The organism is Pseudomonas sp. Z2-11 (genome assembly GCF_054161305.1).
In genome coordinates, this window is the sequence record NZ_CP096395.1 from 1526116 (window position 1) to 1552288 (window position 26173).

Here is a 26173-nt window from a genome sequence, read left to right on the forward strand (position 1 = left end):
CAACACACATTCATTGCCCGGCCTGCTTAATAAAACATCGACCGAGCCTCTTCGATATCCGCGCAGCGGTCCTTGTTGTCCAGGTCGATGCCCAGCTTCCTGATCGCCGGAACCCCGAACGCGTCAATCCTGCTCAGCGGATGGTCGGCATCCTTGTAGCAGTACAGCGCGGCAACCTGCACCAGGTCGACATAATCGAGTTGCTTCGAGTCTCGGGTGAAATCCAGGTACAGCCCCGGCAATTTCACTAACCGTTCCGGAAACTCCCAGACACTGAGCAGCTTGTCCCCCAGCACGGGATGGATCGTCTCGATGACGTGATTGAGGCTGACCGGGTCCGACAGCAGTTCATTGTTGTCCTCGGCGTACGTCAGGATCGGCAGCACGCCGATCTGATGGACCAGTCCACCCAGCGCCGCCTGATCGGGCTTGAGATGCGTGTAGCTGCGACATAACGCATAGCTGACGCCGGCGATCTCCAGGCTCTTGCGCCAGACTTCCCGCATCTTTTGCTCAACCACTTCGGAGCGAGCATGGAATATCTGCTCCATGACCAGCCCGATCGCCAGGTTGCTGCTGTAGTTGACCCCCAACCGCGTGATGGCCGTGTGCAGGTCCGTTACTTCCTGGGTGGCACGCAGCAGGGGGCTGTTGACTACTTTTATCAGGCGCGCCGAGAGGGCGGTGTCACGACCAATCACTTTACTCAGGTTGCTGACGCTGATTTCCGGGTCTTCGGCGGCCCGGCGAATCTGCATGGCCACTTCCGGTAATGTTGGCAGGACCAGGTCATCATTATCGATGGCCGCCACCAAATCCCGCTGGACCTTATCCGCCAAATCGCTCATTTCGGTTCTCTAGGGTGTTGCGACAAAATGTTGCGATCAACGCTGGATTTCGCGGTCGCGGTCCAGTTCGTAAGGCAAGTCCAGCAATTGTAGCGCGGGTCCTTCCAAAGCTCCGAGGTGCAAATTGCCATCTTCCGCTGCTTCGGCCTGCAACACCGCCAGCAGTTCAATGTTTTGTTCGGCGCGGGCAGCAATGACCACTTCGCCGATGGAACTGCCGTGAGTGGGGGAGAATAGTGGAGTGCCCGGCTCTGGCAGCTCGCCTGCCTCCAGCTGCAGGCGATACAGCCGGCGCTTGAGCTTGCCGAGGTACTGCATGCGCGCGACGATTTCCTGGCCGGTGTAGCAGCCTTTCTTGAAACTCACGCCCCCTACGGCCTGCAGGTTGAGCATCTGCGGAATGAACAGCTCGCGAGTAGCCGGCATGACCTGGCCAATGCCCGCGCGAACCTGGCCCAGCAGCCAGCGGTTGAGATCGCCTTCGGCCAGTTTCGCGCTCAGGCGAGTGCGCAGCGTATCGGCCTGTTCAGCGCGAGCCCAGAGTTCGGCGCGGCCTGGAGAGACGCGGATGGCGATCAAGGATTCATGGTGAACCACGCTGTCAGTATCGACCGGCAGTTCCAGGCCCAGGTCGGTGAGCGTGGCATCGGCGCGTTCCAGTCCGAAACGAACCCATGCGGCGCTCTCATCGGTGAGCTTGGATTTGGAGAACACTGCGTATTTTTTCAGGTCCGCCAGTTGCGGTTCGAGCAATTCGCTGGCCATTGCCAGGAGCACACCGTCGCCTTCAAGCAGGATCCTGAAGCTCGATTGCATCCGGCCCTTCTGGGTGCAACGGGCGCCGAGGCTGGCCCGGCTGTCGCTCAGGTAGTTGAGGTTGCAGGTCAATTGGCCTTGCAGGAATTTGCTTGCGTCCACGCCGCGGACCGCGAGAACGCCTTCGTGGGACAGGGTGCAGAAAAAAGCGGAATCAGCCATGGGTCATCGCAGGGTAAAAAGTCTGGCAGACATCATAAGGGGACGCCCTTGAAATGGGTAGTTCACAAAGGATCGGAGGCGCCCGACCAAAGCCGTCTGTTCCGCTACGGCCGGGCCTGTATACTTGCGCTCTATTTGAGGAGTGCTCCATGGTCGAAGATGTTGAACTGAATCGCCTCTACTGGCACAGCCGCCGCGGCATGCTTGAGCTTGACGTGCTGCTGGTGCCGTTCGTGAAGGAGGTCTACCCACACCTTGATGAAGTCGACCGTGCGTGTTACGTCCGTTTGCTCGAGTGCGAGGATCAGGACATGTTCGGCTGGTTCATGGAACGCAGTGAATCCGAGGATCCGGAACTGCAGCGCATGGTCCGGATGATCCTGGACCGTGTCCAGCCCAAGTAGCCGCTTCGAGTGCCGCTGGCGCGCCTCCCGGCAGCTGCTGGCGGCCTATCTCCTGGCCCAGGTGTTTGCCTTGGGCTCGTTGTTTCTGTGCTCGATTCCTCCCTGGCTCGCAGTCGTTGCTTCCATGTTGTGCCTGGGCCACGGCGCCTGGGTGCTACCGCGATATCTGTTGCTGAGCCATCGCCAGGCTTTTCGTGGTTTGCGTCGCGATGCCGACGGCTGGCAGCTCTGGAGCGAGGGCGGCGGCTGGCAGGCGGTGCAGTTGCGGCCGGACAGCCTGGCAATGCCGATGATCGTGGTGCTGCGCTTTCGCTTGCGGGGCGAGTGGTGGGTCCGCTCGTTGTGCGTGCCCCGCGACGCGCTGGCGCCGGATGTCCATCGGCGCCTGCGGGTCCGGCTCAGGTTCAGCCGGCGTAGGTGGGCGGCACCAGGATAGTGTCCAATGCCTCGGGCAGCAGGTCCGGGTAGTCGAGGGTGTAGTGCAGTCCTCGGCTTTCCTTGCGCTCCATGGCTGAGCGAATCATCAGTTCCGCCACCTGCGCCAGGTTGCGCAACTCGATCAGGTCGCGGCTGACTTTATAGTTGCTGTAGAACTCATCGATCTCATCGAGCAGCAAACGCACCCGATGCTGGGCCCGTTGCAGGCGCTTGTTGGTGCGTACGATGCCGACGTAGTCCCACATGAAGCGCCGCAGTTCGTCCCAGTTGTGGGCGATGATCACGTCTTCGTCCGAGTCGGTCACCTGGCTGGCATCCCAGGTGGGCAGGGTGGTGGGAATGGCGATCTGCGGCAACTGCTCCAGAATGTCCGCCGCCGCCGAGCGGGCATAGACGAAACATTCCAGCAGCGAATTGCTGGCCATGCGATTGGCTCCGTGCAATCCGGTGAAGCTGGTTTCGCCAATCGCATACAGGCCGGGTACATCGGTGCGGCCGTGCTGGTCGACCATCACCCCGCCGCAGGTGTAATGCGCCGCTGGCACCACCGGGATCGGCTGCTTGGTGATGTCGATGGAAAATTCCAGGCAGCGCTCATACACCGTGGGGAAATGACTTTTGATGAAGGCTTCGGGTTTGTGGCTGATGTCCAGGTACACGCAGTCGATGCCCAAGCGCTTCATTTCATGGTCGATGGCCCGCGCAACGATGTCCCGTGGGGCCAGTTCGGCGCGAGGATCGAAGCGCTGCATGAAGCGTTCGCCGTTGGGGAGCTTCAGATGAGCGCCTTCGCCGCGCAGTGCCTCGGTCACCAGGAAGCTCTTGGCCAAGGGGTGATACAGGCAAGTGGGGTGGAACTGGTTGAATTCCAGGTTCGCCACTCGGCAGCCTGAACGCCAAGCCATGGCAATGCCGTCACCGCAGGCACCGTCGGGGTTGCTGGTATAGAGATAGACCTTGGCCGCGCCGCCGGAGGCGAGGATCACGAAGCGCGCCCCGTAGGTGTCGACTTCGCCGGTGCCCCGATTGAGCACATAGGCACCCAGGCAGCGGTCACCTTCCAGGCCGAGGCGTTTCTCGGTGATCAGGTCGATCGCGACTCGCTGTTCCAGTAATTCGATGTTCGGCCGTTGCCGGGCCTGGGCCAGCAGGGTCTTGAAAATTGCCGCGCCGGTCGCATCGGCTGCATGGATGATCCGCCGGTGGCTGTGGCCGCCTTCGCGTGTCAGATGAAATTCAAAGCCGCCATCTTCGGTGCCCGATTGCTCGTCACGGGTGAAAGGCACGCCCTGGTCGATCAGCCATTGGATGGCTTCCCTGCTGTGCTCGACGGTAAAACGCACGGCTTCGCGATTGCACAACCCGCCGCCGGCGTTAAGCGTGTCGTCGACATGGGATTGGATAGTGTCCGCGTCATCCAGCACGGCGGCGACGCCGCCCTGGGCCCAGAACGTCGAGCCGTTGGCCAGGTCGCCTTTGCTCAGCACTGCTATGCGCAGGTTCGCGGGCAATGTCAGCGCAAGGCTCAATCCGGCGGCGCCGCTGCCGATTACCAGAACATCATGTTGAAACTGTTGGCTCATTCGAATGGTTTCCGCTCAAAGCGACCCGGGTCGGGGTGGGTGCCAGGCATCCGGTTCAATGGGGGCAGGCGACCGTGCAGCCCACTAGTATATAGAGGGGGGGATCGGCACAATAGCCGGGCGTTCATGGCAATATGGAACCAGTGCGACAGGGAAGCGACGCGCTTCGTCGGATCAAGGTTCTGCTGAAACGGCGACAACGCAGCCTTTTCGAGGACAGAACGCTGTTTATCTCGTCACGGTTGCTAAATTTTCGTTTCGAAGAGCTACAAATGGTGGGAACTTTTGCCAAGCGCCTAGGTTCAATAGACGGTTGTCTGCAAAAGGGAACAGCGTCGGGTTGGTGCAGGACTTCGATTCGAGTCCCATCCGACAGGCCCGACGACAGATTATTCGCGCGGCCGGGCAATCCCGTGCTGCGTTTTTCGTGCGTGCCGGATCAGAGCACGCCGGAAACTTGCTTGGAAGGGGGAGAACTTTTGCGAAAAGCCCGAGTCTATGGTTGCAAGCTTGGACGATTAGTAATGCAAGCCTCCTTCGAGCTTATCGAGGAGTGTTCATGCTAACCCAGGAAGAGGATCAGCAGCTGGTCGAGCGCGTTCAACGCGGCGACAAGCGAGCTTTCGATCTGCTAGTGCTGAAATACCAGCACAAAATTCTCGGGTTGATCGTGCGTTTTGTGCACGACACCCATGAAGCCCAGGATGTTGCCCAGGAAGCTTTCATCAAGGCGTACAGGGCACTTGGTAATTTTCGCGGGGATAGCGCGTTTTATACGTGGCTTTACCGCATCGCCATCAACACGGCGAAAAACTATCTGGTTTCACGCGGCCGCCGGCCGCCGGATAGCGATGTTAGCTCCGAGGATGCAGAGTTCTATGACGGCGATCACGGCCTCAAGGATCTCGAATCACCGGAACGTGCATTGCTGCGGGATGAGATCGAAGGCACTGTCCATCGAACCATTCAGCAACTGCCTGAAGATTTGCGTACGGCGTTAACTTTACGTGAATTCGACGGTCTGAGTTACGAGGACATTGCCAGCGTCATGCAATGTCCGGTGGGTACCGTGCGCTCCCGGATCTTCCGCGCTCGGGAGGCCATCGATAAAGCCCTGCAACCATTGTTGCAGGAAAACTGAGACAGCGGCGACAGCCAAGAGAGGAACGCCATGAGTCGTGAAGCCCTGCAGGAATCGCTGTCCGCAGTGATGGATAACGAAGCGGACGAATTGGAATTGCGTCGGGTATTAAATGCCTTTGACGATGTTGAAACCCGTGAGACCTGGGCTCGCTACCAGATTGCCCGGGCGGTGATGCACAAGGACTTGTTGCTTCCACGCCTGGATATCGCTGCGGCCGTTTCTGCTGCGCTGGCTGACGAAGCCGTGCCGGCAAAAGCCTCCCGCGGTCCATGGCGCAGCCTGGGTCGCCTGGCAGTTGCTGCCTCGGTTACCGTAGCTGTACTGGCAGGTGTGCGTCTGTACAACCAGGATGAGATTGCCGGCGTGCAAATGGCGCAGCAGTCCAATCAGCCTGGCCTGGCAGCACCACAGGTCAAGGGTCCGGCGGTACTGGCCGGTTACAGCGAAGGTTCGGAAGCTGCCGGTCCGATGGCCAACGGCGTCCTGCAAGGCCAGCCAGGCTGGCATGATCAGCGTTTGCCTAATTACCTGCGTCAGCATGCCCAGCAGGCTGCGCTGAAAGGTACTGAAAGCGCGCTGCCATATGCTCGTGCGGCCAGTCTGGAAAACCGTTAAGGAGGACCATGCGCGCCATACCTCTTTTCTCGCTTCTGGTAGGTGGCTGGTGCGTTGTTCCAGCCTATGCCGGTGAAGCTCAGGACTGGCTCAATCGTCTGAGTCAAGCCGAGCAGCAGCAAAGCTTCCAGGGCACTTTCGTTTACGAGCGTAACGGTAGTTTTTCTACCCATAACATCTGGCATCGCGTCCAGGATGGCAAAGTCCGCGAGCGGCTGCTCCAGCTCGATGGTTCGGCACAGGAGGTCATGCGCATTGACGGAAAGACTCAATGCGTCAGCGGCACCTTGATCGCCGGGCTGGGCAATACGCCAGATGGCACCGCACGTGCGCTCGATCCGCAGAAACTCAAGAATTGGTATGACCTTGCCGTTATCGGCAAGTCGCGCGTGGCTGGGCGTCAGGCTGTCATTGTCGCCCTGACCCCCAAGGATCAGCATCGCTATGGCTTTGAGCTGCATCTCGACAGAGAGACCGGCTTGCCGCTCAAGTCCCTGTTGCTCAGTGACAAAGGCCAGTTGCTCGAACGTTTCCAATTCACTCGCTTGAACATCGGTGAGCCTTCAGACGCTGATCTGCAGGCCAGTGTCGAATGCAAGGCTGTTGCGCAGGGGCCCGGTAAGGCCGCCACGGTGAAAACCGCCTGGCATTCCGACTGGCTTCCGCCCGGCTTTGAATTGACCAGTAGCGCTGCGCACAAGGACCCGGACACCAAGATCCAGGTCAGTAGCTTGATGTATGACGATGGCCTGGCCCGTTTCTCGGTGTTCCTGGAGCCGCTGAATGGTGCAACTGCCACCGACACCCGCACGCAGCTTGGCCCGACCGCAGCGGTATCGCGTCGGCTTACTACACCCCAGGGCGAGATGATGGTGACGGTGGTTGGCGAAATACCTATCGGTACGGCGGAACGGATCGCGTTGTCCATGCGTTCCGACGTCGCGGCAGCCCAATAACACGCTGCCCGGGTGGCTCGATTGCGCAAGAGGCGGGCAAGCGTGCTTGAGCAAAATGCTGAAACTTCCTGTCAGCATTTTCATTTGCAAAATAACCAGTTTTTTTCTATTAGGTCAGAGCCGCTCGGCTCTGGCCTTGTCTGTTTGCGGAACAAAAATACTGGCGTATCGTTCCCAGGTATTTCTGCTCCATATCGCTTAACCATGCTCGTCGTAACGGGAGCCGTATGTCGATACCACGCTTGAAAACCTATCTCTCCATTTTTGCCACCGTGCTGGTGCTCGGTCAGGCCGTTCCCGCTGTGGCGGTCGAGTTGCCGGACTTCACTCAACTGGTCGAACAGGCTTCGCCTGCCGTGGTGAACATCAGTACCACGCAGAAGCTGCCGGAGCGTCGGGTGATGGACCCGCAGATGCCGGACCTGGAAGGCCTGCCGCCTATGCTGCGCGAGTTCTTCGAGCGCGGGATGCCACAGCCGCGTTCGCCTGGCGGTGGTCGTCAGCGTGAAGCGCAATCCCTGGGCTCGGGCTTCATCATCTCGCCAGACGGCTACATCCTGACCAACAACCATGTGATTGCCGACGCCGATGAGATCCTCGTGCGCCTGGCAGATCGCAGTGAACTGAAGGCCAAGCTGATCGGCACCGACCCGCGTTCGGACGTGGCCTTGCTGAAAATCGAAGGCAAGGACCTGCCGGTGCTCAAGCTCGGCAAATCGCAGAACCTGAAAGCTGGCCAGTGGGTGGTGGCAATCGGTTCGCCGTTCGGCTTCGACCATACCGTGACCCAGGGCATCGTCAGCGCCATTGGGCGTAGCCTGCCAAACGAAAACTACGTGCCATTCATCCAGACCGACGTGCCGATCAACCCGGGCAACTCCGGTGGGCCGCTGTTCAACCTCGACGGCGAAGTGGTGGGTATCAACTCTCAGATTTACACCCGTTCGGGCGGTTTTATGGGGGTGTCCTTCGCTATTCCGATCGACGTGGCCCTGGATGTATCCAACCAGCTTAAAAGCGAGGGCAAGGTCAGCCGTGGCTGGCTGGGCGTGGTCATCCAGGAAGTGAACAAGGACCTGGCCGAGTCGTTTGGCCTGGAGAAACCTGCCGGCGCCCTGGTGGCGCAGATCCAGGAAGGTGGCCCGGCCGCCAAGGGCGGCTTGCAAGTGGGCGATGTGATTCTCAGCCTCAATGGGCAGCCGATCGTCATGTCCGCCGACTTGCCGCATCTGGTGGGCGCCCTCAAGGCCGGGGCCAAGGCCAGCCTGGAAGTGATTCGCGAAGGCAAGCGCAAGAATGTCGAGTTGACTGTCGGCGCGATCCCGGAAGAAGGCAAGGAACTGGATTCGCTGCCCAAGTCCGGCGTCGAGCGCAGCAGCAATCGCCTGGGTGTCGCGGTGGCCGAGCTGACCGATGAGCAGAAGCGAACCCTGGAATTGCAGGGTGGTGTGGTGATCAAGGAAGTACAGGACGGTCCCGCTGCGTTGATCGGCCTGCAACCTGGCGACATCATTACCCACCTGAACAACCAGGCCATCGGCTCGGCCAAGGAGTTCACCGACATCGCCAAGGCGTTGCCGAAGAATCGCTCGGTGTCGATGCGCGTCCTGCGCCAGGGGCGTGCAAGCTTCATTACCTTCAAGCTGGCTGAATAAGCCGGTATTCAGCTGAAAAAAAACCGCCTCGATATCGAGGCGGTTTTTTTATGCCTGGTAAATGCTCAGCCCATCATGTCCTTGACCATGCGCTCCTGCTCCATGAGTTCACGCTGGCGGGCGTCGATGCGCGATGACAAAGGAAAATTGCTCCCGGCGCGTCGTTTGGCAAAGTCCAGTTGCTGGATCGCCTGGCGATAGTCGCCAACCAACGCGAAGTATTCGGCGCGTGCCTGGTGCAAGCCAATGATATTGCCTGACAGGCCACGCGTTTCGGCCACCATGTACCAGATGTCCGGGTCGTCCGGGCGGCTCTTGAGCAGGGTTTCCAGGGCCTTTTCCGCATCGGCGGGGCGATTCTGCTTGAGCAACAGATCGACGCGCACCTGATTGAGTGGGTAGTTGCCCGGATATTGGCTCAGCAGTCGATCCACGCGAGATTGAGCGTCCGCCAGCTTGTTGCTGGTGATGTCCAGGTCTACCTGGGCGAGGTTGTAGATGATCTCGTTGGGCGCTTTGGCCAGCAATGGCTTGAGGTTCTCCCGGGCTTCATTCAGTTGGCCACCCTTGATCTGGGCGATCGCCAGTCCGTAGCGGGCCACGTCACTCTTCGGGTTCTCGTCCAGCTGTGCGCGGAAGCGCTTGGCCCCCAGGCCAGGGGTTTCTTCATAGGTCAACTGGACCCGCGCGCGGATCAGTTGGTAACGCATGCTGTCCTCGATTCCGCCCGGCTTGGCCTGTTCGGCGCGGTTGCGGGTGTCGGCGATGCGCGATTCGGTGACCGGGTGAGTCAGCAGGAACTCCGGGGGCTTGGCGTCAAACCGGTACTGGCGCATCAGGCGCTCGAACATGGTCGGCATCGACCGTGGATCGTAACCGGCCTTCTCCAGATTCTGGATGCCGATGCGGTCGGCTTCCTGTTCGTTTTGCCGCGAGAAACGCCGTTGCTCCTGGATGGCGGCGGCCTGGGTCCCGGCAATGGCGGCGATCCCGGCGTCACCGCCACCGGCGGCGGCAATCACGATGCCGGCCAGCAGCGCCGCCATCATCGGCACCTGCATGCGCTGTTGGGCTTCGACGCCGCGGGCAAAATGGCGTTGCGACAAGTGCGCCAGTTCGTGGGCCATGACCGAAGCATATTCGCCTTCGGTCTGGGCGTTGAGGAACAGGCCGCCGTTGACCCCGACGATCCCGCCGGGCGCGGCGAAAGCGTTGAGCTGGGGGCTGTTGATCAGGATGAATTCCAGGCGCCGGTCGTTGACCTGGCTGGTTTCCACCAGCTTGTAGACGCTGGTTTCGACATAGTCCTTGAGCTGCGGATCGTTGAGTTGCGAGACCTGGCTGCGCAACAAGGCCAGCCAGGCGCGGCCCAGCTGATGCTCCTGCTCCGGCGAGACGATGGCAGAACTGGCATCGCCAAGTGACGGCAGGTCGTCGGCGAAGCCCGGTGAGGCGAGCAGGCAAGCGAGCGTCAGCAGGGTGGGGCGCAGAAATGTCATGCACGAAGCCTTAGTCGACAAAGACCTTACTGTAGCCGGACAGCGGGTCCGGGACCAGATATTCTAGGCCGCTCGACGACCTGTTGCGGAGTGAAACAATGACCGATGCTGTAGCCCACGATGCCGAGCTGGACGCCAGTGGCCTGAACTGTCCGCTGCCGTTGCTCAAGGCCAAGCTGGAACTCAATCGCCTGGCCAGTGGCGCCGTGCTCAAGGTGACGGCCACGGATGCGGGCTCCCAGCGCGACTTTCGCACCTTTGCCCGCTTGGCCGGTCATACGCTGCTGCGCGAAGAAGACGATAACGGCGTCTACCGTTACTGGCTGAAAAAAGCCTGAAAACCGACAGCGTCTCCTAAGGATTTTTAATGTTCAAAGTGTTACGCGACTGGATTCAGCGCTACTTCTCCGATGAGGAAGCGGTGGTCCTGGCAGTGCTGCTGTTCCTGGCGTTTACGGCGGTCCTGACGCTGGGCGGGATGCTCGCGCCGGTCCTGGCGGGAATGGTGCTGGCGTACCTGATGCAGGGGCTGGTCACAGCCTTGGAACGCCTGCGTTTGCCTGGCTCCGTGGCGGTAGGGCTAGTGTTCGCGCTGTTCATGGGGCTGCTTGTGGTGTTCCTCGTGGTCATCGTGCCGTTGCTCTGGCACCAGTTGGTGACACTGTTCAACGAGCTGCCGGGAATGCTCGCCAAATGGCAATCGCTGTTGTTGCTGCTGCCGGAACGCTACCCGCACCTGGTCTCGGACGAGCAAGTGCTGCAGACCATCGAAGTGGTGCGTGGCGAGATCGGCAAGTTCGGCCAGTGGGCGCTGACGTTTTCGCTGTCCAGCCTGCCGTTGCTGGTGAACATCATGATCTATCTGGTGCTGGTGCCGATCCTGGTGTTTTTCTTTCTCAAGGATCGGGAAATGATCGGACGCTGGGTCCGAGGCTACCTGCCGCGCGAGCGGGCATTGATCACCCGTGTGGCCCAGGAGATGAACCGGCAGATCGCAAACTACATCCGTGGGAAAGTCATCGAGATTTTCATCTGCGGCGGCGTCACGTACATCGGTTTTGTGGCGCTGGGGCTCAACTATGCCGCGTTGCTCGCGTTGCTGGTGGGCATTTCGGTGGTGGTGCCTTACGTCGGCACTGTGGTCGTGACCGTGCCGGTGGCGCTGATCGCACTGTTCCAGTGGGGTTGGAGCGACCAGTTCATCTATCTGATGGCGGTGTACGGGATCATCCAGACGCTGGACGGCAATGTGCTGGTGCCGCTGCTGTTCTCCGAGGCGGTGAACCTGCATCCAGTGGCGATTATCTGCGCGGTGTTGTTGTTTGGCGGGCTGTGGGGCTTCTGGGGGGTGTTCTTTGCGATTCCCCTGGCGACGTTGTTCAAGGCGGTGCTGGATGCGTGGCCGAGCAAGGAGCCGGTGGTGGCGCCGTTGTTGTAGCTGAATAATCGGGTGAGGCTTAAGGCCCCTTCGCGAGCAGGCTCGCTCCCACAGGGGATTGATTAACGCCACAAATCCAGTGTGGGAGCGAGCCTGCTCGCGAATGAGGCCAGTGCAGACAACAAAGATCTTCAGGCTTGGTTGAGCGCCTGAGCCGCCGCCAGCACCGCATCCACATGCCCCGGCACTTTCACACCACGCCACTCCTGGCGCAGCACGCCATCCTTGTCGATCAAAAAGGTGCTGCGATCAACGCCCAGGTATTCCTTGCCATACAGCTTCTTCAGCTTGATCACGTCGAACAGTTGGCAGACCGTTTCGTCCTTGTCGCTGATCAGCTCGAAGGGGAACTCCTGCTTGCACTTGAAGTTCTCGTGGGACTTGAGGCTGTCCCGCGATACACCGAATATTTCGGTGTTGGCGGCCTGGAATTGCGCGTAGTGGTCGCGAAAACCCTGGCCTTCGGTGGTGCAACCGGGGGTGCTGTCTTTCGGATAGAAATAAATGACCACCTGTTTGCCTTTCAGGGCGGCGAGGCTGATGGTCTGCCCGCTGGTGGCGGGCGCCTGGAAATCGGTAACCGGCTGGTCGATGGCAACGGCCATGAACGCTTCCTTACATTGGGTTTTGTGGGCGCCACGGTTCGATCAGTGCGTCCAGGTTCATCGCGTCGGCGAAATCCAGGAACTGATCGCGCAGCCAGCTGATCTGGGTGCCGGCCGGCAATGTCACGGTGAACGTGGCGTTGAGCATGGTGCCGCCAGTCTGCGGGGCCTGATAGGTATCGCAGGTCAGGTTTTCCAACTCGACGTGATGGTCCATGAAGAACTGGCACAGTTCGTTGATGATGTCCGGGCGGTAGGCCGAACTCACATAAGCTACATAAGGCAAGGCCTGGGGACGATTTTCCAGGGCGGCGCTGCGCACTACGTTGACGGTGAAGGCGTGCTTCTTGGCCAGCACCGGCAGGCTGCCCTCCAGGCGCGCCAGGGCGTCCCAGCTGCCGGAAATCTCCAGCACGAGGGCGCTGCATTCGCCATGACGGGTCAGGCGTGAGGTCACGACGGCGCAGCGATTTTCATGGCTGGCGCGGCACAGGACGTTAGTCAGCTCCATGGGGTTTGCGCCAAGGGCACTGATAACAAGGAATTGTTCGCGGACTGTGGGGGTGGACATGCAGCATTCCTAAAGCGATGAGCGGTCGGTACCTTTGTGCCGCGCGGCACGGTAGCAGCCCTGCGAAAGCGAACGGTTCAAGCCCTCTGCCCGGGTTTCTGCTGCATTGCGGGATCAGCCAATGCTTCAGGACAAACGCAGGATCGGGGCTTGTAGCGACGAAAACGGAGGCTGGGAACCGGCGTGTGAGCTTATCGGTACCGATCAAAGCCTGAAGGGTAGCGAAAACCATCGCCAAGGGGAATGGGAGTTCGCTTGTACAAGCATCTTGGCGCCAGTACCATTACCGCTCTCTTTTTCCGGCAGGAGCGGTTTCATGATTGCGGGCAGTATGGTGGCACTGGTCACACCCATGGATGCACAAGGGCGTCTTGACTGGGCCAGCCTCAGCAAACTCGTGGACTTCCACCTTGAGAACGGCACCCACGCCATCGTCGCCGTCGGTACCACCGGCGAGTCGGCCACCCTTGACGTCAATGAGCACATCGAAGTCATCCGCGCCGTGGTCAAGCAGGTCAATGGCCGCATTCCGGTAATCGCCGGTACCGGCGCCAATTCGACCCGCGAAGCCGTCGAGCTGACCCGTAATGCCAAGGAAGCCGGGGCCGATGCCTGCCTGCTGGTCGTTCCGTACTACAACAGGCCGACCCAGGAAGGCCTGTACCAGCACTTCAAGCACATCGCCGAAGCCGTCGACATCCCGCAGATCCTCTATAACGTTCCCGGCCGCACCTCCTGCGACATGCAGGCCGAGACCGTGATCCGCCTGTCCACCGTGCCGAACATCATCGGCATCAAGGAAGCCACTGGCGACCTGACGCGTGCCAAGGCCATCCTCGATGGCGTGAGCGAGGACTTCATCGTCATGTCCGGCGATGATCCGACCGCTGTCGAGCTGATCCTGATGGGCGGCAAGGGCAATATTTCCGTCACCGCCAACGTCGCGCCACGCGCCATGGCCGACCTGTGCGAGGCCGCGCTCAAGGGCGACGCCGAGACCGCACGGGCAATCAACGAAAAACTGATGCCGCTGCACAAGGACCTGTTCATCGAAGCCAACCCGATCCCGGTGAAATTCGCCCTGGTCGAAATGGGCCTGATGCACGAAGGCATCCGCCTGCCGCTCACCTGGTTGAGCACTACCTGTCACGAACAGCTGCGGCAGGCCATGCGCCAGTCCGGCGTCCTGGTTTAATTGAGGAACTACACCGCATGAAGCGAATGGCCGGCCTTTCCGCACTTGCCTTGATTATCTCCAGCACCAGTGGCTGTGGATGGATCTGGGGCCCGGATGGTTATTTCCGCGACCGTGGTAGCGATTACCTCGAAGCGCAACAGACTGCACCGATGCAACTGCCACCTGATGTCAGCGTTGCCAAGCGCCTGGATCCGCTGCTGCCGATCCCGCGCAACGTCGCCGACGACAGCGTCAAGGGCGAATACGTTGTACCGCGGCCACAGCCGCTGTCGGCCGTGGCCGATGCCAGCGACTACACGCTGCAGAAGAGCGGTGATTCGAGCTGGGTCATGGGCCAGCATCCACCGGCCGAAGTCTGGCCCGTGGCTATCCAGTTCTTCCAGGACAACGGTTTCCGCCTGGACGAACAGCGCCCGCAGACCGGCGAGTTCACCACCACCTGGCAGCGCTCCGATGAACTGTCCGCGGCCATGGCCAAGCGCCTGAGCGCCGCCGGTGTCGCAGCCGACAGCGAAACCCGCGTGCGCGTGCGCATCGAGCCGGGCGTGCAGCGCAACACCAGTGAGATCTACGTGGTCAGCGCCGAGCGTCCCGCCGGCAGCACTGCCGACGTGGCTTTCACCAATCGTTCGGTCAATGGCAGTCTCGACGCCGCGCTGGTCGACGACATGCTCGCCAGCATGAGCCGTAACGCCGAGCAGGGCGGTTCGGTCTCGATGCTCGCGACCCGTGACTACGACACGCCGAGCCGGGTCAGCCTGAGCGAAGACGGCAGCGGCAACCCGGTGCTCAACGTCGGCTCCGACCTCGACCGCGCCTGGTCGAGCGTTGGCCGCGCGCTGGAGCAGGGCGAATGGCGGGTTGAAGACATCAACCGCAGCCTGGGCCTCTACTACATCAACCTCGCTGAAAAAGCCGAGAAGAAAGACGAGAAGCCTGGCTTCTTCAGTAGCTTGTTCGGCAGTGCGCCGGACAAGGAAGAAATCGAAGCCCGCGCCGAGCGTTACCAGGTTCGCCTGAGCAAGGTCGGCGACAACGTCCAGGTCACCGTCGAGAAAAACATCAATACCGTGGCGCCAGCCGATGTGGCTCGCAAGGTATTGGGTGTGATTCAGGACAACCTGGGCTGATCCGATGCGTTTTGCCGTTCTCGGCAGCGGTAGCCAGGGGAACGGCACGCTGATAGCCAGTGCTGGCACCTACGTGCTGGTCGATTGCGGTTTCTCCCTGCGGGAAACCGAGAAGCGCCTGTTGCGCCTGGGTGTGCATCCGGCGCAACTGAGCGCGATACTCGTGACCCACGAACATGCCGACCACGTGCATGGCGTGGGTTTGCTGTCTCGGCGCTACAATCTGCCGGTCTACCTCAGTCGCGGGACGTTCGGTGGCCTGCGCAAGCCCATCGAGCCGGCTGGTTTCGTGGCCGGTGGCGAGCAGTTGCGTATCGGTGCCCTGGACATCAGCGTGGTCAGCGTGGCGCACGATGCCCGCGAGCCGACGCAGTATGTGTTCAGTGATGGCGAGCGGCGCTTCGGATTGCTCACCGACCTGGGCTCGTACTGCGACAGGGTGATGGACAGTTATCGGGACCTCGACGCACTGATGATCGAGTCCAACCACTGCCGCGACATGTTGGCGCGAGGGTACTATCCCTACTTCCTGAAGCAACGGGTAGGCGGGGAGCACGGACATCTGAACAACCACCAGGCGGCATTCCTGGTGGCCGAGTTGGGCTGGCAAGGCCTGCAACACCTGGTCCTGGCCCATCTGAGCAGCAAGAACAACCTGCCGCAGCTGGCCCGGCAATGTTTCGTCGACACCCTCGGGTGCGACCCGGACTGGCTGCAACTGGCCGATCAAGATTCAGGGCTCGACTGGCGACATATCGCCTAGCCCATCTACTTAGCAAGCGGAGCCCATCATGGAAAAACGTGAAGAACTCTACCGCGGCAAAGCCAAGTCGGTTTACAAGACCGATGACGCTGACCGCTTGATCCTGCTGTTTCGCAACGACACCTCGGCGTTCGACGGTAAGCGCATCGAACAGCTGGACCGCAAGGGCATGGTGAACAACAAGTTCAACGCCTTCATCATGCAAAAGCTCGAAGCCGCCGGCGTGCCGACCCAGTTCGACAAGCTGCTGGGCGACAACGAATGCCTGGTCAAGAAGCTGGACATGATCCCGGTCGAATGCGTCGTGCGTAACTATGCCGCCGGCAGCCTGGTCAAGCGCCTGGGCGTGGAAGAGGGCATGAAGCTCAACCCTTACACGTTCGAGCTGTTCCTGAAGGACGACGCCAAGGGCGACCCGTTCATCAACGAATCCCACGTCGTGGCATTCGGTTGGGGCACCGCCGAGCAACTGGCGCGTATGAAGGAACTGTCGCTCAAGGTCAACGAAGTGCTGACCAAACTGTTCGACGACGCCGGCCTGCTGCTGGTCGACTTCAAACTCGAATTCGGCGTGTTCAGCGACGGCTCCATCGTCCTGGGTGACGAATTCAGCCCGGACGGCTGCCGCCTCTGGGACAAGGACACCAAGAAGAAGATGGACAAGGACCGCTTCCGCCAAGGCCTCGGTGACGTAATCGAAGCCTACGAAGAAGTCGCCCAACGCCTGGGTGTCCCGCTGTAATCGACGCAAGCATCTGATAGCACGGAAAAATTTTCGCTCGGGGGTTCGCTTCCGGCAAATGTGCTGGTATGATGCGCGCCACTGGAGAGATGCCGGAGTGGCCGAACGGGACGGATTCGAAATCCGTTGTACTGGCGACAGTACCTAGGGTTCAAATCCCTATCTCTCCGCCATATTAAAAAGCCCCGAACGCTTAAGCGTATCGGGGCTTTTTTGTGTTTGGGGATTTTTAGGCGAATGATCCGGATTCTTTAACCGTATCGAGCTTTTTATCTCCGCCAAGGTTGGCCGGAATCTCGCCGCACATTGTGTAGTTATAAAAGTGTGAGGCAATGTTTTTCCAGGTTCTTTGTTTCTTCAAAAAGTGCGGTATTTGAACGGCTGGAATCAGGCCTACTTTTTAATAGAAGGCTTGCCAGTGACTAAAAATTTATCGAATACTTTCTGAGCACCACGTGCAGTTTGTCGTACGTCGAGAAATGTCAGCTCTTCGTGAGTGGCTTTTCTGCTCATTTTTTCGACTTTTTTATGGTAGCCATCGGAGCCTCCGAGGTGTACGTATTCATGCTGATCAGCTTAGTGTGATTAGTTAGGTCAATCGACGAACCCGTGGCGAGGGAGCTTGCTCCCGCTGGGCCGCGAAGCGGCCCCAAAACCTGCCCAATACGTAATATCAGACACACCGCATCCGCCGGTTTACGACTGCTTCGCAGCCGAGCGGGAGCAAGCTCCCTCGCCACGGGTACATCATTTTTTCTTAAGTGATCCACATTACCCGTAAGGGGCCCTTTGAACTAGGCCTGTAGCCAGCCGCGTCAAGCAGAATATGCAAAGGCGCAGAAGTATCGACGAAGAGAGGTTGGTTGTCGGCATAGCTGGTAAGAGCCATATATCTATTCATTTAAAACTCCGTTTGATTGAGAGCCTACTTACCATTTGTCATTGAGTCGCCAAACCCAAGCCGCTCTTGTGAACGACGCCATGACTATGGGCTCACTCGTAGAAACCATCAATAAGGTAATGCGTAAGAAAATTCCCTGAGTTACGTGGGCATGAAATGTCAGAAAATTTCCCTCACAAAGCTCACGCGCACGTCACCATTCCATTGCTCCTGACCACTCCGAACCTATCTAGCCAAGGCATTTCGAGACCGCCAATCTTTGTAACAATTAGACTAATGGTCTATAGCTCAAGGCATGGCTGCCGATAGGCAGGTTATCCCCCATGTAAGGAGTGACACCATGCTGCGGTTCTTCGCCGACCTTGGCTTTCGTTGGAAAATCACTCTGCCGATTGCGTTCCTGGCGGTGCTGCTGGTGCTGATGGGGTGGACGGGCATGCGCGGCATCGGTCAGGTGACCGAGTCCAGTACGCAGTTGACCAAGCGCTATCTGCCGGCCATCAGCCTGTTGCTCAATGCCGACCGCGATCTTTATCAGGCCTTTGTGGCCGAGCGCAGCCTGCTTGATGGTCATGCGGATGAGCATATTCAAGCGCTGAGTGCCAGTCATGGCGAGAATGCCAAGCAGGCCTATGACCGTGTGCAGAAATATGCCGCGATGCAGCCCGGTGCAGAGACTCAGGCATTGGTCAGCCAGTTCAATGACAGTTTCGGGAAATGGATGCAGGTTTCGCGGCGGGTGGTCGAGCAGTCGGTAGGCGATCCGCAGGGCGCCAGCGCGCTGAGCTTTGGTGACAGCGAGCGCCTGTTCGAAACCATGCGTGATTCAATCGACAAGCTGGGTGATCTGGAAGATGCGGCGTCCCATCGCGAGGGCGATGCGGCCATCGCCAATGGCGAGGCGGTCGGCGTGCAGCAGGGCGTTATTCTGCTGGTTGGCCTGCTCGGTTGCATCCTGGTTCTGGTTGCCTTGCCGCTCGTGGTGCTGAGCCCGATGCGCCGTTTGTTGCACCGCGTCGAGCAGATTGCAGAGGGCGGCGGCGATCTCAAGGGGCGCCTTGAAGTGCGTTCGGCTGATGAGCTCGGGCAGCTTGGCAGCGCGTTCAACCGGTTCCTGGACAAGTTGCAGCCGCTGATTGCCGAGGTCGGACGGGTAACCGGGGAAGTGGACTCGGCAGCCCGGGCCATGGCTGCTATGGCTGCGACGAATGACCGGCTGATCAGCAGCGAGCACGCGGCGCTCGACCAGGTCAGCACCGCCGCGACGCAGATGAGCGCCGCTGTGCATGAAGTTGCTCATAACGCCGTGAGCGCCTCGGACGCCGCGCAGCAGGCCACCAGCCAATCCCGCGACGGCGCCGAGGTGGTCAGCAGCACGATCGAGTCGATCCGCCAACTGGCTCACGAAGTGGAAAGTGCCTCGGGCACGATCGAGGCATTGGCCCAGGAAACGTCCAGTATCGGTGCGGTGCTGGAGGTGATCCGTGGCATCGCCGAGCAGACCAACCTGCTGGCGCTGAACGCCGCCATCGAGGCTGCGCGAGCCGGCGAACAGGGCCGTGGTTTTGCGGTGGTGGCCGATGAAGTCAGGGCGCTGGCGGCACGTACCCAGGATTCGACCAAGGATATCCAGGTTCGCATCGAGCGCCTGCAGAGTGGTGTCGCCAAGGCCGTGCAGGCCATGCAGGTCGGCAGCAGCAAGGCGCGGGACAGCGTTGAGCGCGCCGCTGGTGTCGACCAGGTGCTCAGTGGCACTGGCGGGTCGATCCAGCGGATCAACGACATGGCCGCGCAGATCGCCAATGCCTGTGAAGAGCAGAGCAGCGTGACCGAGGAGATCGCTCGCAACATTTCCGATATTCGTGACCTGTCCAATGAGGCGGCAGCGAACTCCGCCCAAAGCATGCACGCCAGCCAGCAGCTGTCGAACCTATCGAGGAACCTGGCAGAGCTGACCGGTCGTTTCCGGACCTGAGCAGGTTGCGACCGTGTCCACCGCTGAGCTTTTGCAAGCATTGCATCAGGACGGTTTTGTCCTGATGCCCGGTGTGTTGACCGCCACGCAAATCACCGAAATACGCCAGGCCATCGACCAACTGAAACCCCACCACTGGGACTACAGCGGCGTCATCGATCATTACAAATGCGTCTTCAATCGAGACCCGTTCTGGCTGCCGTATCTGGAGGTGAGCGGGGTGATCGAGCTGGCCGAGGCGGCGTTGGGCGAGGATTGCCACATCATCGGGCAGACCGCCTGGCGCTGCCACCCCGGTTTTGTCGGCGCTGCGCTGCACCTGGATTACTTGCCGATGCAGCTGCCCCCCAGCCTGTTGGCCGAGCCTTCTTTTGAACTGCCGATGCAGGTTTTCACCGCACAGTTCTACCTTGATGACATCGACGCCGACTTGAGCCCGACGCGGGTCATTCCCGGCAGCCACAAGGCGGGGCGGGCGCCCATGGCCGGCGAAACCCAGTGGCAGGGCCGTTCGGCTAAACCGGTGCTGTGCCAGGCGGGTGATGTGCTGATATTGCGCAGCGAGTTGTGGCATGCCGGCAGTGACAACCGGACCGCCGACCGCACCCGCTACATGCTCCAAGTGCACTATGGTCGGCGGATGGTCGCGCAGAAGTTTTCACCTTACCTGCACTGGCAGTTCAATCCTGCGGTGCTGGCCGCCGCGACACCTCGCCAACGGCGGCTGTTGGGCGACCATCAGGAGGCGGAATACGATTGAGCCTGGCTCGGTCAGATCCAGACGTCATTGATCGCGGTTCGCGCATTCACTTGTTCGCCGGTGTTGATGACTCCCCGCGGTTCGATCAGCAACAGTTTCACTTCCTGCGCGGCACTGGGCTTGTGCTCGACGCCTTGCTTGACGACATACATCTCGCCCGGGCCGATCAGCACCGCGCCATCGCGAAAGTCGATACGAAGTTCGCCGTCCAGCACGATGAAGGTTTCATCCGTGTCGGCGTGGGTGTGCCAGATGAAATCGCCTTCGAGGCGGACGATCTTGAACTGGTAGTCGTTCATCTCAGCCACGACTTTCGGCGCCCACTGGTCATGGAACAGCGCGTATTTCTGCGCGAAATTGATGGGGGAATATCGAGTCATCTGGCGTGCTCCTCTGTGGTTGATGAGCATCACCTTAGCGCTGGAAATTGCGGGGGTATTGGATGATCGTGCAGCTTTTCGCGCTATGCGGTGGGTGCCGCTAGCGCAGCATTTTCAGCCAGCGTGCCGGTGAAATGCCAAAGGCCTGGGTGTGCAGCCGGGTCATGTGGCTCTGGTCGAAAAAGCCGCAGGCCAATGCGGCTTCGCTCAGTGGCATGCCATGCAGCACCAGACGACGGGCTTCATTCAGTCGACGCTGGGTGATGTAGCGATAGGGGCTGGTGCCGTACAGGGCGCGAAAGTCCCGGGACAGGCTCCATCGGTCCCGGCCACTGGCCTGCACGAGATCATCCAGGGTAATGGCCTGATCAAGGGCATCATGAATGAACAGGCGCGCGCGCTCCGCTGCCGGGTAGTCAAGCAGTCGGCGTCCGCGTTGGTTACCTGCCGCGTCAGCCAGTGCCTGGGCCACGTCGTAGAGGGCATCGTCTTCCTCCAGCGGATCGAGGTGATGCCCGAGACTGCCCAAGAGCCTGCGAGTCGCAACGTTGAGCCGGGGATCGTTCGACAACCCGCCTTCGATGAAAGGCAATGGCCGGCCCCCCAATACCTGCTGGATCAATGACGGTTCGATGTAGGACATTCGATAATGAAAACCATCGCTTGTCCCCGCCTCGCCGTCATGGACTTCGTCCGGGTGCAGCACGATGGTTCCGCCGGGCTGGCTATGACGTTTGCTCTGCCGGTAGTTGAAGCTCTGGACCCCGGCGAGCGTGAACCCGATGGCATAGGTGTCATGCCGGTGGGTGCTATAGCCGTGCCCACTGAAGTAGGCTTCGATGCGCTCGAGCTTCTTCGATTCAGGCGCGCGCAGCAGCCAGTCGCGACGGTTACCAGGTTGGGTCATGGAAGGTCGGCTCTCGCTTTTGTCTGCATACGATACCTGTCCGGCACGACCCATCACAGCGGCGGCTTGTAGTTAAGGGAAAGCTGCTCATCGAGCAGCTTCGAGTGATACGAATGGACGGCTTCAGATTTCCTTTACAGGCGTCTCGCATTGGGCGGTTTTGATCAATCCGATGACGTGAAGGCAGTCCGCCTTGTTCACGTAGGATTCACCGCTGGCGATGGTTTCGTGGTTGCCGGCTCGCAGGCGCCAGCGCCATTGGCCTTGTCCTGTGGTCGGGGTCCCTCGGGTCTGTCGATAGATTTCAAAGTACATCGGTTCGCTCCATGCGATTAACGGATTCAGGACATGCTTGAACATGTCCTGGCAAGCCTAGCCAAGCTGGAATTTTTCGCTAATGGGAATACGTTTCCAATGATTGTGAGATATTTCCGCAAATTGCAGCGCTTGCTTGATCCGACCGGAACCAGGAGCAATGGATGAACCGCAACGAATTGCGCAAGGCCGATATCAACCTGATGGTGGTTTTCGAAACGCTGATGCTTGAGCGCAACGTGACACGGGCGGCGGAAAAGCTGTTCCTCGGCCAGCCAACCATCAGCTCGGCCCTGAATCGCTTGCGCACGCTGTTCAATGACCCGTTGTTCATTCGGGTCGGGCATCGCATGGAGCCCACCGCGCGGGCCGAGGAAATCATCCAGCACCTGTCGCCGGCACTGGATTCGCTGTCGGTTGCCTTGAGCCTGACCCATGATTTCGATCCCTCCAGCAGTGCCATGACGTTTCGCATCGGGCTGTCCGACGATGTCGAGTTCGGCCTCTTGCCGCCGCTGTTGCGCAGCTTGCGGCAAGAGGCGCCGCAGATCGTGTTCGTGGTCCAGCATGTCGATTACTGGCGTATCCCCGATTTGCTGGCCTCGGGCGATATCACTGTCGGCATCAGCCAGACCCGTGGGCTGCCGGCCAATGCCAAGCGCAAGCTGTTGCGACATATCCAGCCCTGCGTGTTGCGCGCCGATGCCTCGGATACCCCGCTGACCCTGGATGAATACTGTTCGCGGCCCCACGTGCTGGTTTCCCATACCGCCAACATCGCCGGGTTTGCTGACGAATGGCTGGCCGAGATCGGTCGCAAGCGCCAGGTAGTGCTGTCGGTGCCGCAGTACAGCGCGCTGCCGGCGTTGCTGGCTGGCACTGACCTGATCGCCAGCCTGCCGGACTACACTGCCACCGCCATGGCCGCTTCCGGCCAGGTGTTCTGCGAACCCTTTCCCTTCCAGACACCGACCCTGGACCTCTCCATGGTCTGGCTGAGCCATGTCGACAATGACCCGGCCGAACGCTGGTTGCGGTCCCGCCTGGAGGCTTTCATGAGCGAGCGCGCCGGCGTGCTGGACGAAACAAAACCTGCCTGAAACTGCAAAGTCGAGGTATGGTTGCGCCGACTGTCATCCCAACATCATCTTTTCGAAACGGAGTCGAACACATGCCTCACTTGCACATGGAGTACACCGCCAACCTGACCGAGCTGAACGCCGACGTCGCGCTGTTGCGCATGAACAACGCACTGGTGGCATCCGGTCAGTTCGCCGCCGAGTTCGACATCAAGAGCCGGGCCGTGAAAATCGATACGTTTCGCGTCGGCACCGGCATGGGGGAGCGTGGGTTCGTGCATGTGAAACTGGCTTTGCTGAGCGGCCGTTCGCCGGAAATCAAGAAGCAGCTGGCCGATAGCCTGCTGGCGGTAATCCAGGATCTTGGCCCATGGCCCGTCGGCGTCAGCGTGCAACTGTGCGTGGAAGTCCTCGATATCGACCGCGGCCCCTACGCCAAGGCCGCCATCGGTCTTTGAGGTTCAAGCGAGGTCTTGCCCGGGACAGGCCTTGACGATCTGTTCACGCAGCCAGGCGTTGGCGCTGTCCTGATCGGCCGCAAGGCTCCATTGCATGTCCAGGGTAAATCCCGGCAAGCCCGCCGGCGCCGGGCAGTGCTGGAATGTCGCTGCGCTGGCCAGCAATTGCTGGATGCGACGGGGCAGGGTCAGGAGGAAATCGGTACCGGTGATCATCTTCAACGCCGCGCCGTAACTGTTGGCACGTGCGGCGATCTGCCGTTGCCGAGCCTGCCGCGTCAGCCAGCCGTCGACCATGTTGGTGGGCGACGCCCAAGGCGTGGGAAAAACGTGTCGACGCTGTACGAACGCTTCGATGCTCAACGGCGATTCCAGCGGAGCCGACCGTTTGTCTATCACGCAGACCAGTTCTTCTTCCAGCAGGCGTTGGGTCTTGAGATCGGCATGCCTGCTGTGGAAATGGGGGCCGAAACAAATCACCAGGTCCAGGCTGCCGTCACGCAAGTCATCAACGGGAATATCGGCTCCGAGCTTGTGCACGTTCACCACGACGGGCAGGTCTGCAAGATCGAAGCCTTGCAGCAGTTGTGGCAGGAGCAGCTGTTCAAAGTATTCCGGTGCGCAAATCTCGAAGGTCACGGCCTGCCGGGTCGGATCGAAGGCCGGCGTGCCGGCATGACAGAGGTTGATGCTTTGCAAGATGCTGCGCACATGCTCGTGCATGCCTTCGGCCTTGAAGGTGGGGCGCATGCCGGTCCGGGTGTTGATGAACAGTTCGTCGTCAAAGCAGGCCCGCAACTTTTTCAGGCTGTAGCTGACCGTTGACTGGCTGACGCAGAGGATTTCCGCCACACCGGTGACGCTGCCTTGCTCGAATACGGCGCTGAACACCATGAGGTCCTGCATGTCGAGCTTTCTGAGGGTGTTGCTGTTCAGCATCCGTTCTGTCTCTCGCTGTGCTCCTTGCGCGGGGCGTGCGCAAACAGGTTTTGATCCTAACGGAACGAGCGTGTGCAGAGAATGCCGACCGCTGCTTTTCCCGCTGGCAAGACGGTGTTCAGCCGGCATGGCGAAGACGATTGTTTAGCCGACGCCAACGCAGACTCCATCAAATCCTGGTTTAACGGCTCCTGGCGTCATGGGAGGCTCTTGTCGAATGTTTTTCCGTGATGCTCCTATGGACGGTTGGCCTGTCGCATTTCAATACCCGCCGTGCGCCGCCATCGTCCTGGTCGGCGCCCAACCGCCTGCCGTGCCTCCAGCATCCTTTGCGCTGCCCTGCGAACTGGCGTTCTGGGCCCTCTGGCATTGTCGCCACGCACGTCCTCCGGATGGCCGTATTTCCTGTTGATTCCTTGAACCGTGCTCGTTGATAGCGAGCACAGGATGACGGTGCCTGATCGCCCGTCCGACACGAAAATACGAGCGTTCCCATGAGTCTTGTCGAATCTTCTTTTGCCTCCGTGCAGCAAGCCCAGGCGTTCCTGGCACAGAATCCGGATATCGAGCTGTTCGAGTTGTTTATCGTGGATAACAACGGTGTGCCTCGGGGCAAGTGGCTGCATCGGGACGAACTGCTTGCGGTCTACCAGAGTGGCCGGCCACTGCCGAGCACGATCCTCGGGCTGACGCTCAATGGCGACGATGTTGAGAACTCTGGCCTGGTCTGGGACGTCGGTGATATCGATTGTCGTGCCTACCCCATCAGCGGCAGCTTGCAGCGCATGCCGTGGCGGCGGATTCCTACTGCCGCCGTGCAAGTCGGCATGCATCCCAGGGAGGGCATGCCGGCGGCCATCGCCGATCCGCGCTATCTGCTCAGTCGGGTGATCGAAGCCTTGCAGGCGCAGGGTTATTACCCGGTGATGGCGGCGGAGCTGGAGTTCTACCTGCTGGATGCGCAACGGGACAGCGAGGGGCGGCCGCAACCGGCGCGGGACGCAGATGGGAGCAGGCCGCGTTCCACCCAGGTCTATGGTTTGCGTGAGCTGGAGCAGATCGAGCCCTTCCTCGCCGATCTTTATGCAGCCTGCAAGCTGCAGGGGATCCCGGCCCGTACGGCCATTTCCGAATACGCGCCGGGGCAGGTCGAGATCACCCTTGAACACCGCACCGATGCCCTGCAAGCCATGGATGACGCAGTGCGCTACAAACGGCTGGTCAAGGGCGTGGCGCACCAGCACGGCATGGCGGCCTGTTTCATGGCCAAACCGTTCGATCACCTGGCGGGTTCCGGCATGCACATGCATGTCAGTCTCGCCGACCGGGAGGGCAATAACCTGTTTGCCAGCGAAGCTGCCGACGGCACGCCGTTGCTGCGTCATGCGGTGGGCGGAATGCTCGCGACCTTGCTCGATTCGCTGCTGTTGTTTTGCCCTAATGCCAATTCCTACCGCCGTTTCCAAAGCCACAGCTACGCGCCGCTGGCTGCGACCTGGGGCGTGGACAACCGCACCGTCAGCCTGAGAGTCCCGGGTGGCCCGGCCTTTTCTCGGCACATTGAACACCGTATCTGCGGTGCCGATGCCAATCCGTACCTGGCCGCAGCGGCGATCCTGGCCGGTATCCATCGGGGCATACGCGAACAGAGCGATCCCGGAGCGCCTGTCGAGGGCAACGGATACGCCCAGGCGAGCCAATTGTTGCCCACCGACTGGCTGACCACCTTACGTGCCCTTGAATCTTCGACATGGGCGCGGGACGCGTTGGGGGATGAATTCCTTGGCGTCTACCTGGCGGTCAAGCGCGCCGAATATCGCCAGTTCATGGGCGAAGTCGGCGAGCAGGATTGGCGTTGGTACCTGAACCAGGCCTGAAGTGTTTTGAAATGG

Annotated in this window: 27 protein-coding genes, 1 tRNA gene and 2 pseudogenes; 19 read left to right on the plus strand and 11 right to left on the minus strand. The window is 60.2% G+C overall.

What is annotated here, in order from left to right:
- Nucleotides 1-26: 26 nt before the first annotated feature.
- Both M1E16_RS06790 and ygfZ read right to left on the minus strand, forming a co-directional pair.
- A complete protein-coding gene (locus M1E16_RS06790) occupies nt 27-848 on the minus strand; it encodes an HDOD domain-containing protein (protein ID WP_434569494.1) in 822 nt (273 codons plus the stop codon).
- A 36-nt stretch (nt 849-884) separates the two neighbouring features.
- Nucleotides 885-1826: a CAF17-like 4Fe-4S cluster assembly/insertion protein YgfZ gene (gene ygfZ, locus M1E16_RS06795; RefSeq protein ID WP_458129507.1), complete on the minus strand. Its 942-nt coding sequence runs from the start codon at nt 1824-1826 to the stop codon at nt 885-887.
- 149 nt (nt 1827-1975) lie between these two features.
- On the opposite strand from ygfZ, the gene M1E16_RS06800 reads away from it, so the two are divergent.
- The gene (locus M1E16_RS06800; protein WP_039593311.1) at nt 1976-2230 is read left to right on the plus strand and encodes an FAD assembly factor SdhE; all 255 of its coding nucleotides are present in this window, start codon (nt 1976-1978) and stop codon (nt 2228-2230) included.
- Entirely contained in the window at nt 2214-2666 is a 453-nt protein-coding gene (locus M1E16_RS06805) for a protein YgfX (protein ID WP_458129508.1), read from the plus strand. Before M1E16_RS06800 ends, M1E16_RS06805 begins: the two co-directional genes overlap by 17 nt.
- On the opposite strand, the gene nadB is transcribed toward M1E16_RS06805, so the two are convergent.
- Nucleotides 2635-4251, minus strand: a complete 1617-nt coding sequence (gene nadB, locus M1E16_RS06810) for an L-aspartate oxidase (RefSeq protein ID WP_458129509.1) — start codon at nt 4249-4251, stop codon at nt 2635-2637. The genes M1E16_RS06805 and nadB overlap by 32 nt on opposite strands.
- A 559-nt stretch (nt 4252-4810) precedes the next feature.
- Between nadB and rpoE the strand changes: the two genes are divergently transcribed.
- The 4 genes from rpoE (at nt 4811) to M1E16_RS06830 (ending at nt 8621) form a co-directional block, all read left to right on the plus strand.
- A complete protein-coding gene (gene rpoE / locus M1E16_RS06815; RefSeq protein ID WP_003172477.1) occupies nt 4811-5392 on the plus strand; it encodes an RNA polymerase sigma factor RpoE in 582 nt (193 codons plus the stop codon).
- 30 nt (nt 5393-5422) lie between these two features.
- Nucleotides 5423-6010 carry a sigma-E factor negative regulatory protein gene (locus M1E16_RS06820; RefSeq protein ID WP_305496216.1) on the plus strand — a complete coding sequence of 196 codons (588 nt, stop codon included), beginning with the start codon at nt 5423-5425 and terminating at the stop codon, nt 6008-6010.
- 8 nt (nt 6011-6018) lie between these two features.
- On the plus strand, nt 6019-6966 hold the full coding sequence (locus M1E16_RS06825) for a MucB/RseB C-terminal domain-containing protein (protein WP_434569490.1): 948 nt from the start codon (nt 6019-6021) through the stop codon (nt 6964-6966).
- Nucleotides 6967-7193: 227 nt separating this feature from the next.
- The gene (locus tag M1E16_RS06830; RefSeq protein ID WP_458129510.1) at nt 7194-8621 is read left to right on the plus strand and encodes a DegQ family serine endoprotease; all 1428 of its coding nucleotides are present in this window, start codon (nt 7194-7196) and stop codon (nt 8619-8621) included.
- A 65-nt stretch (nt 8622-8686) separates the two neighbouring features.
- Here M1E16_RS06830 and M1E16_RS06835 read toward each other — a convergent pair whose 3' ends face one another.
- On the minus strand, nt 8687-10120 hold the full coding sequence (locus M1E16_RS06835; RefSeq protein ID WP_434569488.1) for a M48 family metalloprotease: 1434 nt from the start codon (nt 10118-10120) through the stop codon (nt 8687-8689).
- 98 nt (nt 10121-10218) lie between these two features.
- On the opposite strand from M1E16_RS06835, the gene M1E16_RS06840 reads away from it, so the two are divergent.
- Both M1E16_RS06840 and M1E16_RS06845 read left to right on the plus strand, forming a co-directional pair.
- A complete protein-coding gene (locus tag M1E16_RS06840; RefSeq protein ID WP_025212368.1) occupies nt 10219-10458 on the plus strand; it encodes a sulfurtransferase TusA family protein in 240 nt (79 codons plus the stop codon).
- Nucleotides 10459-10487: 29 nt separating this feature from the next.
- Nucleotides 10488-11558, plus strand: coding sequence for an AI-2E family transporter (locus M1E16_RS06845; RefSeq protein WP_305496211.1), 1071 nt, complete (start codon nt 10488-10490; stop codon nt 11556-11558).
- 131 nt (nt 11559-11689) lie between these two features.
- On the opposite strand, the gene M1E16_RS06850 is transcribed toward M1E16_RS06845, so the two are convergent.
- Together M1E16_RS06850 and M1E16_RS06855 are read right to left on the minus strand one after the other, a co-directional pair.
- The gene (locus M1E16_RS06850; protein WP_434653354.1) at nt 11690-12163 is read right to left on the minus strand and encodes a peroxiredoxin; all 474 of its coding nucleotides are present in this window, start codon (nt 12161-12163) and stop codon (nt 11690-11692) included.
- 10 nt (nt 12164-12173) lie between these two features.
- Nucleotides 12174-12734 (minus strand): glycine cleavage system transcriptional repressor, encoded by a 561-nt coding sequence (locus tag M1E16_RS06855; RefSeq protein ID WP_003184325.1) that lies wholly within the window; start codon nt 12732-12734, stop codon nt 12174-12176.
- Between the two features lie 316 nt (nt 12735-13050).
- On the opposite strand from M1E16_RS06855, the gene dapA reads away from it, so the two are divergent.
- The 5 genes from dapA to M1E16_RS06880 all read left to right on the plus strand — a co-directional run bounded on the left by dapA (nt 13051) and on the right by M1E16_RS06880 (nt 16740).
- Entirely contained in the window at nt 13051-13929 is an 879-nt protein-coding gene (dapA, locus tag M1E16_RS06860; RefSeq protein ID WP_434603051.1) for a 4-hydroxy-tetrahydrodipicolinate synthase, read from the plus strand.
- Between the two features lie 17 nt (nt 13930-13946).
- Nucleotides 13947-15062 carry an outer membrane protein assembly factor BamC gene (gene bamC, locus M1E16_RS06865; protein WP_434673758.1) on the plus strand — a complete coding sequence of 372 codons (1116 nt, stop codon included), beginning with the start codon at nt 13947-13949 and terminating at the stop codon, nt 15060-15062.
- A 4-nt stretch (nt 15063-15066) separates the two neighbouring features.
- Nucleotides 15067-15825: an MBL fold metallo-hydrolase gene (locus tag M1E16_RS06870; RefSeq protein WP_305496207.1), complete on the plus strand. Its 759-nt coding sequence runs from the start codon at nt 15067-15069 to the stop codon at nt 15823-15825.
- 28 nt (nt 15826-15853) lie between these two features.
- On the plus strand, nt 15854-16567 hold the full coding sequence (gene purC, locus M1E16_RS06875; protein ID WP_025212375.1) for a phosphoribosylaminoimidazolesuccinocarboxamide synthase: 714 nt from the start codon (nt 15854-15856) through the stop codon (nt 16565-16567).
- A gap of 83 nt (nt 16568-16650) precedes the next feature.
- Nucleotides 16651-16740 (plus strand) — tRNA-Ser (locus M1E16_RS06880).
- Nucleotides 16741-17366: 626 nt separating this feature from the next.
- Here the strand turns inward: M1E16_RS06880 and M1E16_RS06885 are convergent.
- Nucleotides 17367-17468, minus strand: a pseudogene (locus M1E16_RS06885) (short-chain dehydrogenase); the annotation flags it as partial.
- Between the two features lie 340 nt (nt 17469-17808).
- Here M1E16_RS06885 and M1E16_RS06890 point away from each other — a divergent pair.
- From M1E16_RS06890 to M1E16_RS06900, 3 genes and pseudogenes are all read left to right on the plus strand, one after another.
- Nucleotides 17809-18585: pseudogene (locus M1E16_RS06890) on the plus strand (MCP four helix bundle domain-containing protein); the annotation flags it as partial.
- Nucleotides 18586-18663: 78 nt separating this feature from the next.
- On the plus strand, nt 18664-19443 hold the full coding sequence (locus tag M1E16_RS06895; RefSeq protein ID WP_458130287.1) for a methyl-accepting chemotaxis protein: 780 nt from the start codon (nt 18664-18666) through the stop codon (nt 19441-19443).
- A gap of 13 nt (nt 19444-19456) precedes the next feature.
- Entirely contained in the window at nt 19457-20203 is a 747-nt protein-coding gene (locus tag M1E16_RS06900; protein ID WP_458129511.1) for a phytanoyl-CoA dioxygenase family protein, read from the plus strand.
- An 11-nt stretch (nt 20204-20214) separates the two neighbouring features.
- On the opposite strand, the gene M1E16_RS06905 is transcribed toward M1E16_RS06900, so the two are convergent.
- From M1E16_RS06905 to M1E16_RS06915, 3 genes are all read right to left on the minus strand, one after another.
- Entirely contained in the window at nt 20215-20583 is a 369-nt protein-coding gene (locus tag M1E16_RS06905) for a cupin domain-containing protein (protein WP_458129512.1), read from the minus strand.
- Nucleotides 20584-20683: 100 nt separating this feature from the next.
- Nucleotides 20684-21490 carry an AraC family transcriptional regulator gene (locus M1E16_RS06910; protein WP_434569480.1) on the minus strand — a complete coding sequence of 269 codons (807 nt, stop codon included), beginning with the start codon at nt 21488-21490 and terminating at the stop codon, nt 20684-20686.
- Nucleotides 21491-21613: 123 nt separating this feature from the next.
- Complete coding sequence (locus tag M1E16_RS06915) at nt 21614-21805, minus strand: YegP family protein (RefSeq protein WP_305496199.1); 192 nt, start codon at nt 21803-21805, stop codon at nt 21614-21616.
- A gap of 164 nt (nt 21806-21969) precedes the next feature.
- On the opposite strand from M1E16_RS06915, the gene M1E16_RS06920 reads away from it, so the two are divergent.
- Together M1E16_RS06920 and M1E16_RS06925 are read left to right on the plus strand one after the other, a co-directional pair.
- Nucleotides 21970-22905: a LysR substrate-binding domain-containing protein gene (locus M1E16_RS06920; RefSeq protein ID WP_458129513.1), complete on the plus strand. Its 936-nt coding sequence runs from the start codon at nt 21970-21972 to the stop codon at nt 22903-22905.
- A gap of 71 nt (nt 22906-22976) precedes the next feature.
- Nucleotides 22977-23342 (plus strand): 5-carboxymethyl-2-hydroxymuconate Delta-isomerase, encoded by a 366-nt coding sequence (locus M1E16_RS06925; protein ID WP_305496197.1) that lies wholly within the window; start codon nt 22977-22979, stop codon nt 23340-23342.
- A 3-nt stretch (nt 23343-23345) separates the two neighbouring features.
- Here the strand turns inward: M1E16_RS06925 and M1E16_RS06930 are convergent, their stop codons facing one another.
- The gene (locus M1E16_RS06930) at nt 23346-24281 is read right to left on the minus strand and encodes a LysR substrate-binding domain-containing protein (protein ID WP_458129514.1); all 936 of its coding nucleotides are present in this window, start codon (nt 24279-24281) and stop codon (nt 23346-23348) included.
- 494 nt (nt 24282-24775) lie between these two features.
- Between M1E16_RS06930 and M1E16_RS06935 the strand changes: the two genes are divergently transcribed.
- Nucleotides 24776-26158: a glutamine synthetase family protein gene (locus M1E16_RS06935; protein ID WP_458129515.1), complete on the plus strand. Its 1383-nt coding sequence runs from the start codon at nt 24776-24778 to the stop codon at nt 26156-26158.
- Nucleotides 26159-26173 lie beyond the last annotated feature (15 nt).

Excerpts from the sequence above, each read along its gene's own strand:
- dapA (WP_434603051.1), top strand. The coding sequence starts at position 13,051 with ATGATTGCGGGCAGTATGGTGGCACTGGTCACACCCATGGATGCACAA.
- M1E16_RS06870 (WP_305496207.1), top strand. The coding sequence starts at position 15,067 with ATGCGTTTTGCCGTTCTCGGCAGCGGTAGCCAGGGGAACGGCACGCTG.
- M1E16_RS06800 (WP_039593311.1), top strand. The coding sequence starts at position 1,976 with ATGGTCGAAGATGTTGAACTGAATCGCCTCTACTGGCACAGCCGCCGC.
- M1E16_RS06920 (WP_458129513.1), top strand. The coding sequence starts at position 21,970 with ATGAACCGCAACGAATTGCGCAAGGCCGATATCAACCTGATGGTGGTT.
- M1E16_RS06935 (WP_458129515.1), top strand. The coding sequence starts at position 24,776 with ATGAGTCTTGTCGAATCTTCTTTTGCCTCCGTGCAGCAAGCCCAGGCG.
- M1E16_RS06930 (WP_458129514.1), bottom strand. The coding sequence starts at position 24,281 with ATGCTGAACAGCAACACCCTCAGAAAGCTCGACATGCAGGACCTCATG.
- M1E16_RS06830 (WP_458129510.1), top strand. The coding sequence starts at position 7,194 with ATGTCGATACCACGCTTGAAAACCTATCTCTCCATTTTTGCCACCGTG.
- M1E16_RS06845 (WP_305496211.1), top strand. The coding sequence starts at position 10,488 with ATGTTCAAAGTGTTACGCGACTGGATTCAGCGCTACTTCTCCGATGAG.
- ygfZ (WP_458129507.1), bottom strand. The coding sequence starts at position 1,826 with ATGGCTGATTCCGCTTTTTTCTGCACCCTGTCCCACGAAGGCGTTCTC.
- M1E16_RS06850 (WP_434653354.1), bottom strand. The coding sequence starts at position 12,163 with ATGGCCGTTGCCATCGACCAGCCGGTTACCGATTTCCAGGCGCCCGCC.
- M1E16_RS06790 (WP_434569494.1), bottom strand. The coding sequence starts at position 848 with ATGAGCGATTTGGCGGATAAGGTCCAGCGGGATTTGGTGGCGGCCATC.
- M1E16_RS06925 (WP_305496197.1), top strand. The coding sequence starts at position 22,977 with ATGCCTCACTTGCACATGGAGTACACCGCCAACCTGACCGAGCTGAAC.
- purC (WP_025212375.1), top strand. The coding sequence starts at position 15,854 with ATGGAAAAACGTGAAGAACTCTACCGCGGCAAAGCCAAGTCGGTTTAC.
- M1E16_RS06840 (WP_025212368.1), top strand. The coding sequence starts at position 10,219 with ATGACCGATGCTGTAGCCCACGATGCCGAGCTGGACGCCAGTGGCCTG.
- M1E16_RS06915 (WP_305496199.1), bottom strand. The coding sequence starts at position 21,805 with ATGTACTTTGAAATCTATCGACAGACCCGAGGGACCCCGACCACAGGA.
- nadB (WP_458129509.1), bottom strand. The coding sequence starts at position 4,251 with ATGAGCCAACAGTTTCAACATGATGTTCTGGTAATCGGCAGCGGCGCC.
- rpoE (WP_003172477.1), top strand. The coding sequence starts at position 4,811 with ATGCTAACCCAGGAAGAGGATCAGCAGCTGGTCGAGCGCGTTCAACGC.
- M1E16_RS06855 (WP_003184325.1), bottom strand. The coding sequence starts at position 12,734 with ATGTCCACCCCCACAGTCCGCGAACAATTCCTTGTTATCAGTGCCCTT.
- M1E16_RS06895 (WP_458130287.1), top strand. The coding sequence starts at position 18,664 with ATGGCTGCGACGAATGACCGGCTGATCAGCAGCGAGCACGCGGCGCTC.
- M1E16_RS06905 (WP_458129512.1), bottom strand. The coding sequence starts at position 20,583 with ATGACTCGATATTCCCCCATCAATTTCGCGCAGAAATACGCGCTGTTC.
- M1E16_RS06910 (WP_434569480.1), bottom strand. The coding sequence starts at position 21,490 with ATGACCCAACCTGGTAACCGTCGCGACTGGCTGCTGCGCGCGCCTGAA.
- M1E16_RS06820 (WP_305496216.1), top strand. The coding sequence starts at position 5,423 with ATGAGTCGTGAAGCCCTGCAGGAATCGCTGTCCGCAGTGATGGATAAC.
- M1E16_RS06835 (WP_434569488.1), bottom strand. The coding sequence starts at position 10,120 with ATGACATTTCTGCGCCCCACCCTGCTGACGCTCGCTTGCCTGCTCGCC.
- bamC (WP_434673758.1), top strand. The coding sequence starts at position 13,947 with ATGAAGCGAATGGCCGGCCTTTCCGCACTTGCCTTGATTATCTCCAGC.
- M1E16_RS06825 (WP_434569490.1), top strand. The coding sequence starts at position 6,019 with ATGCGCGCCATACCTCTTTTCTCGCTTCTGGTAGGTGGCTGGTGCGTT.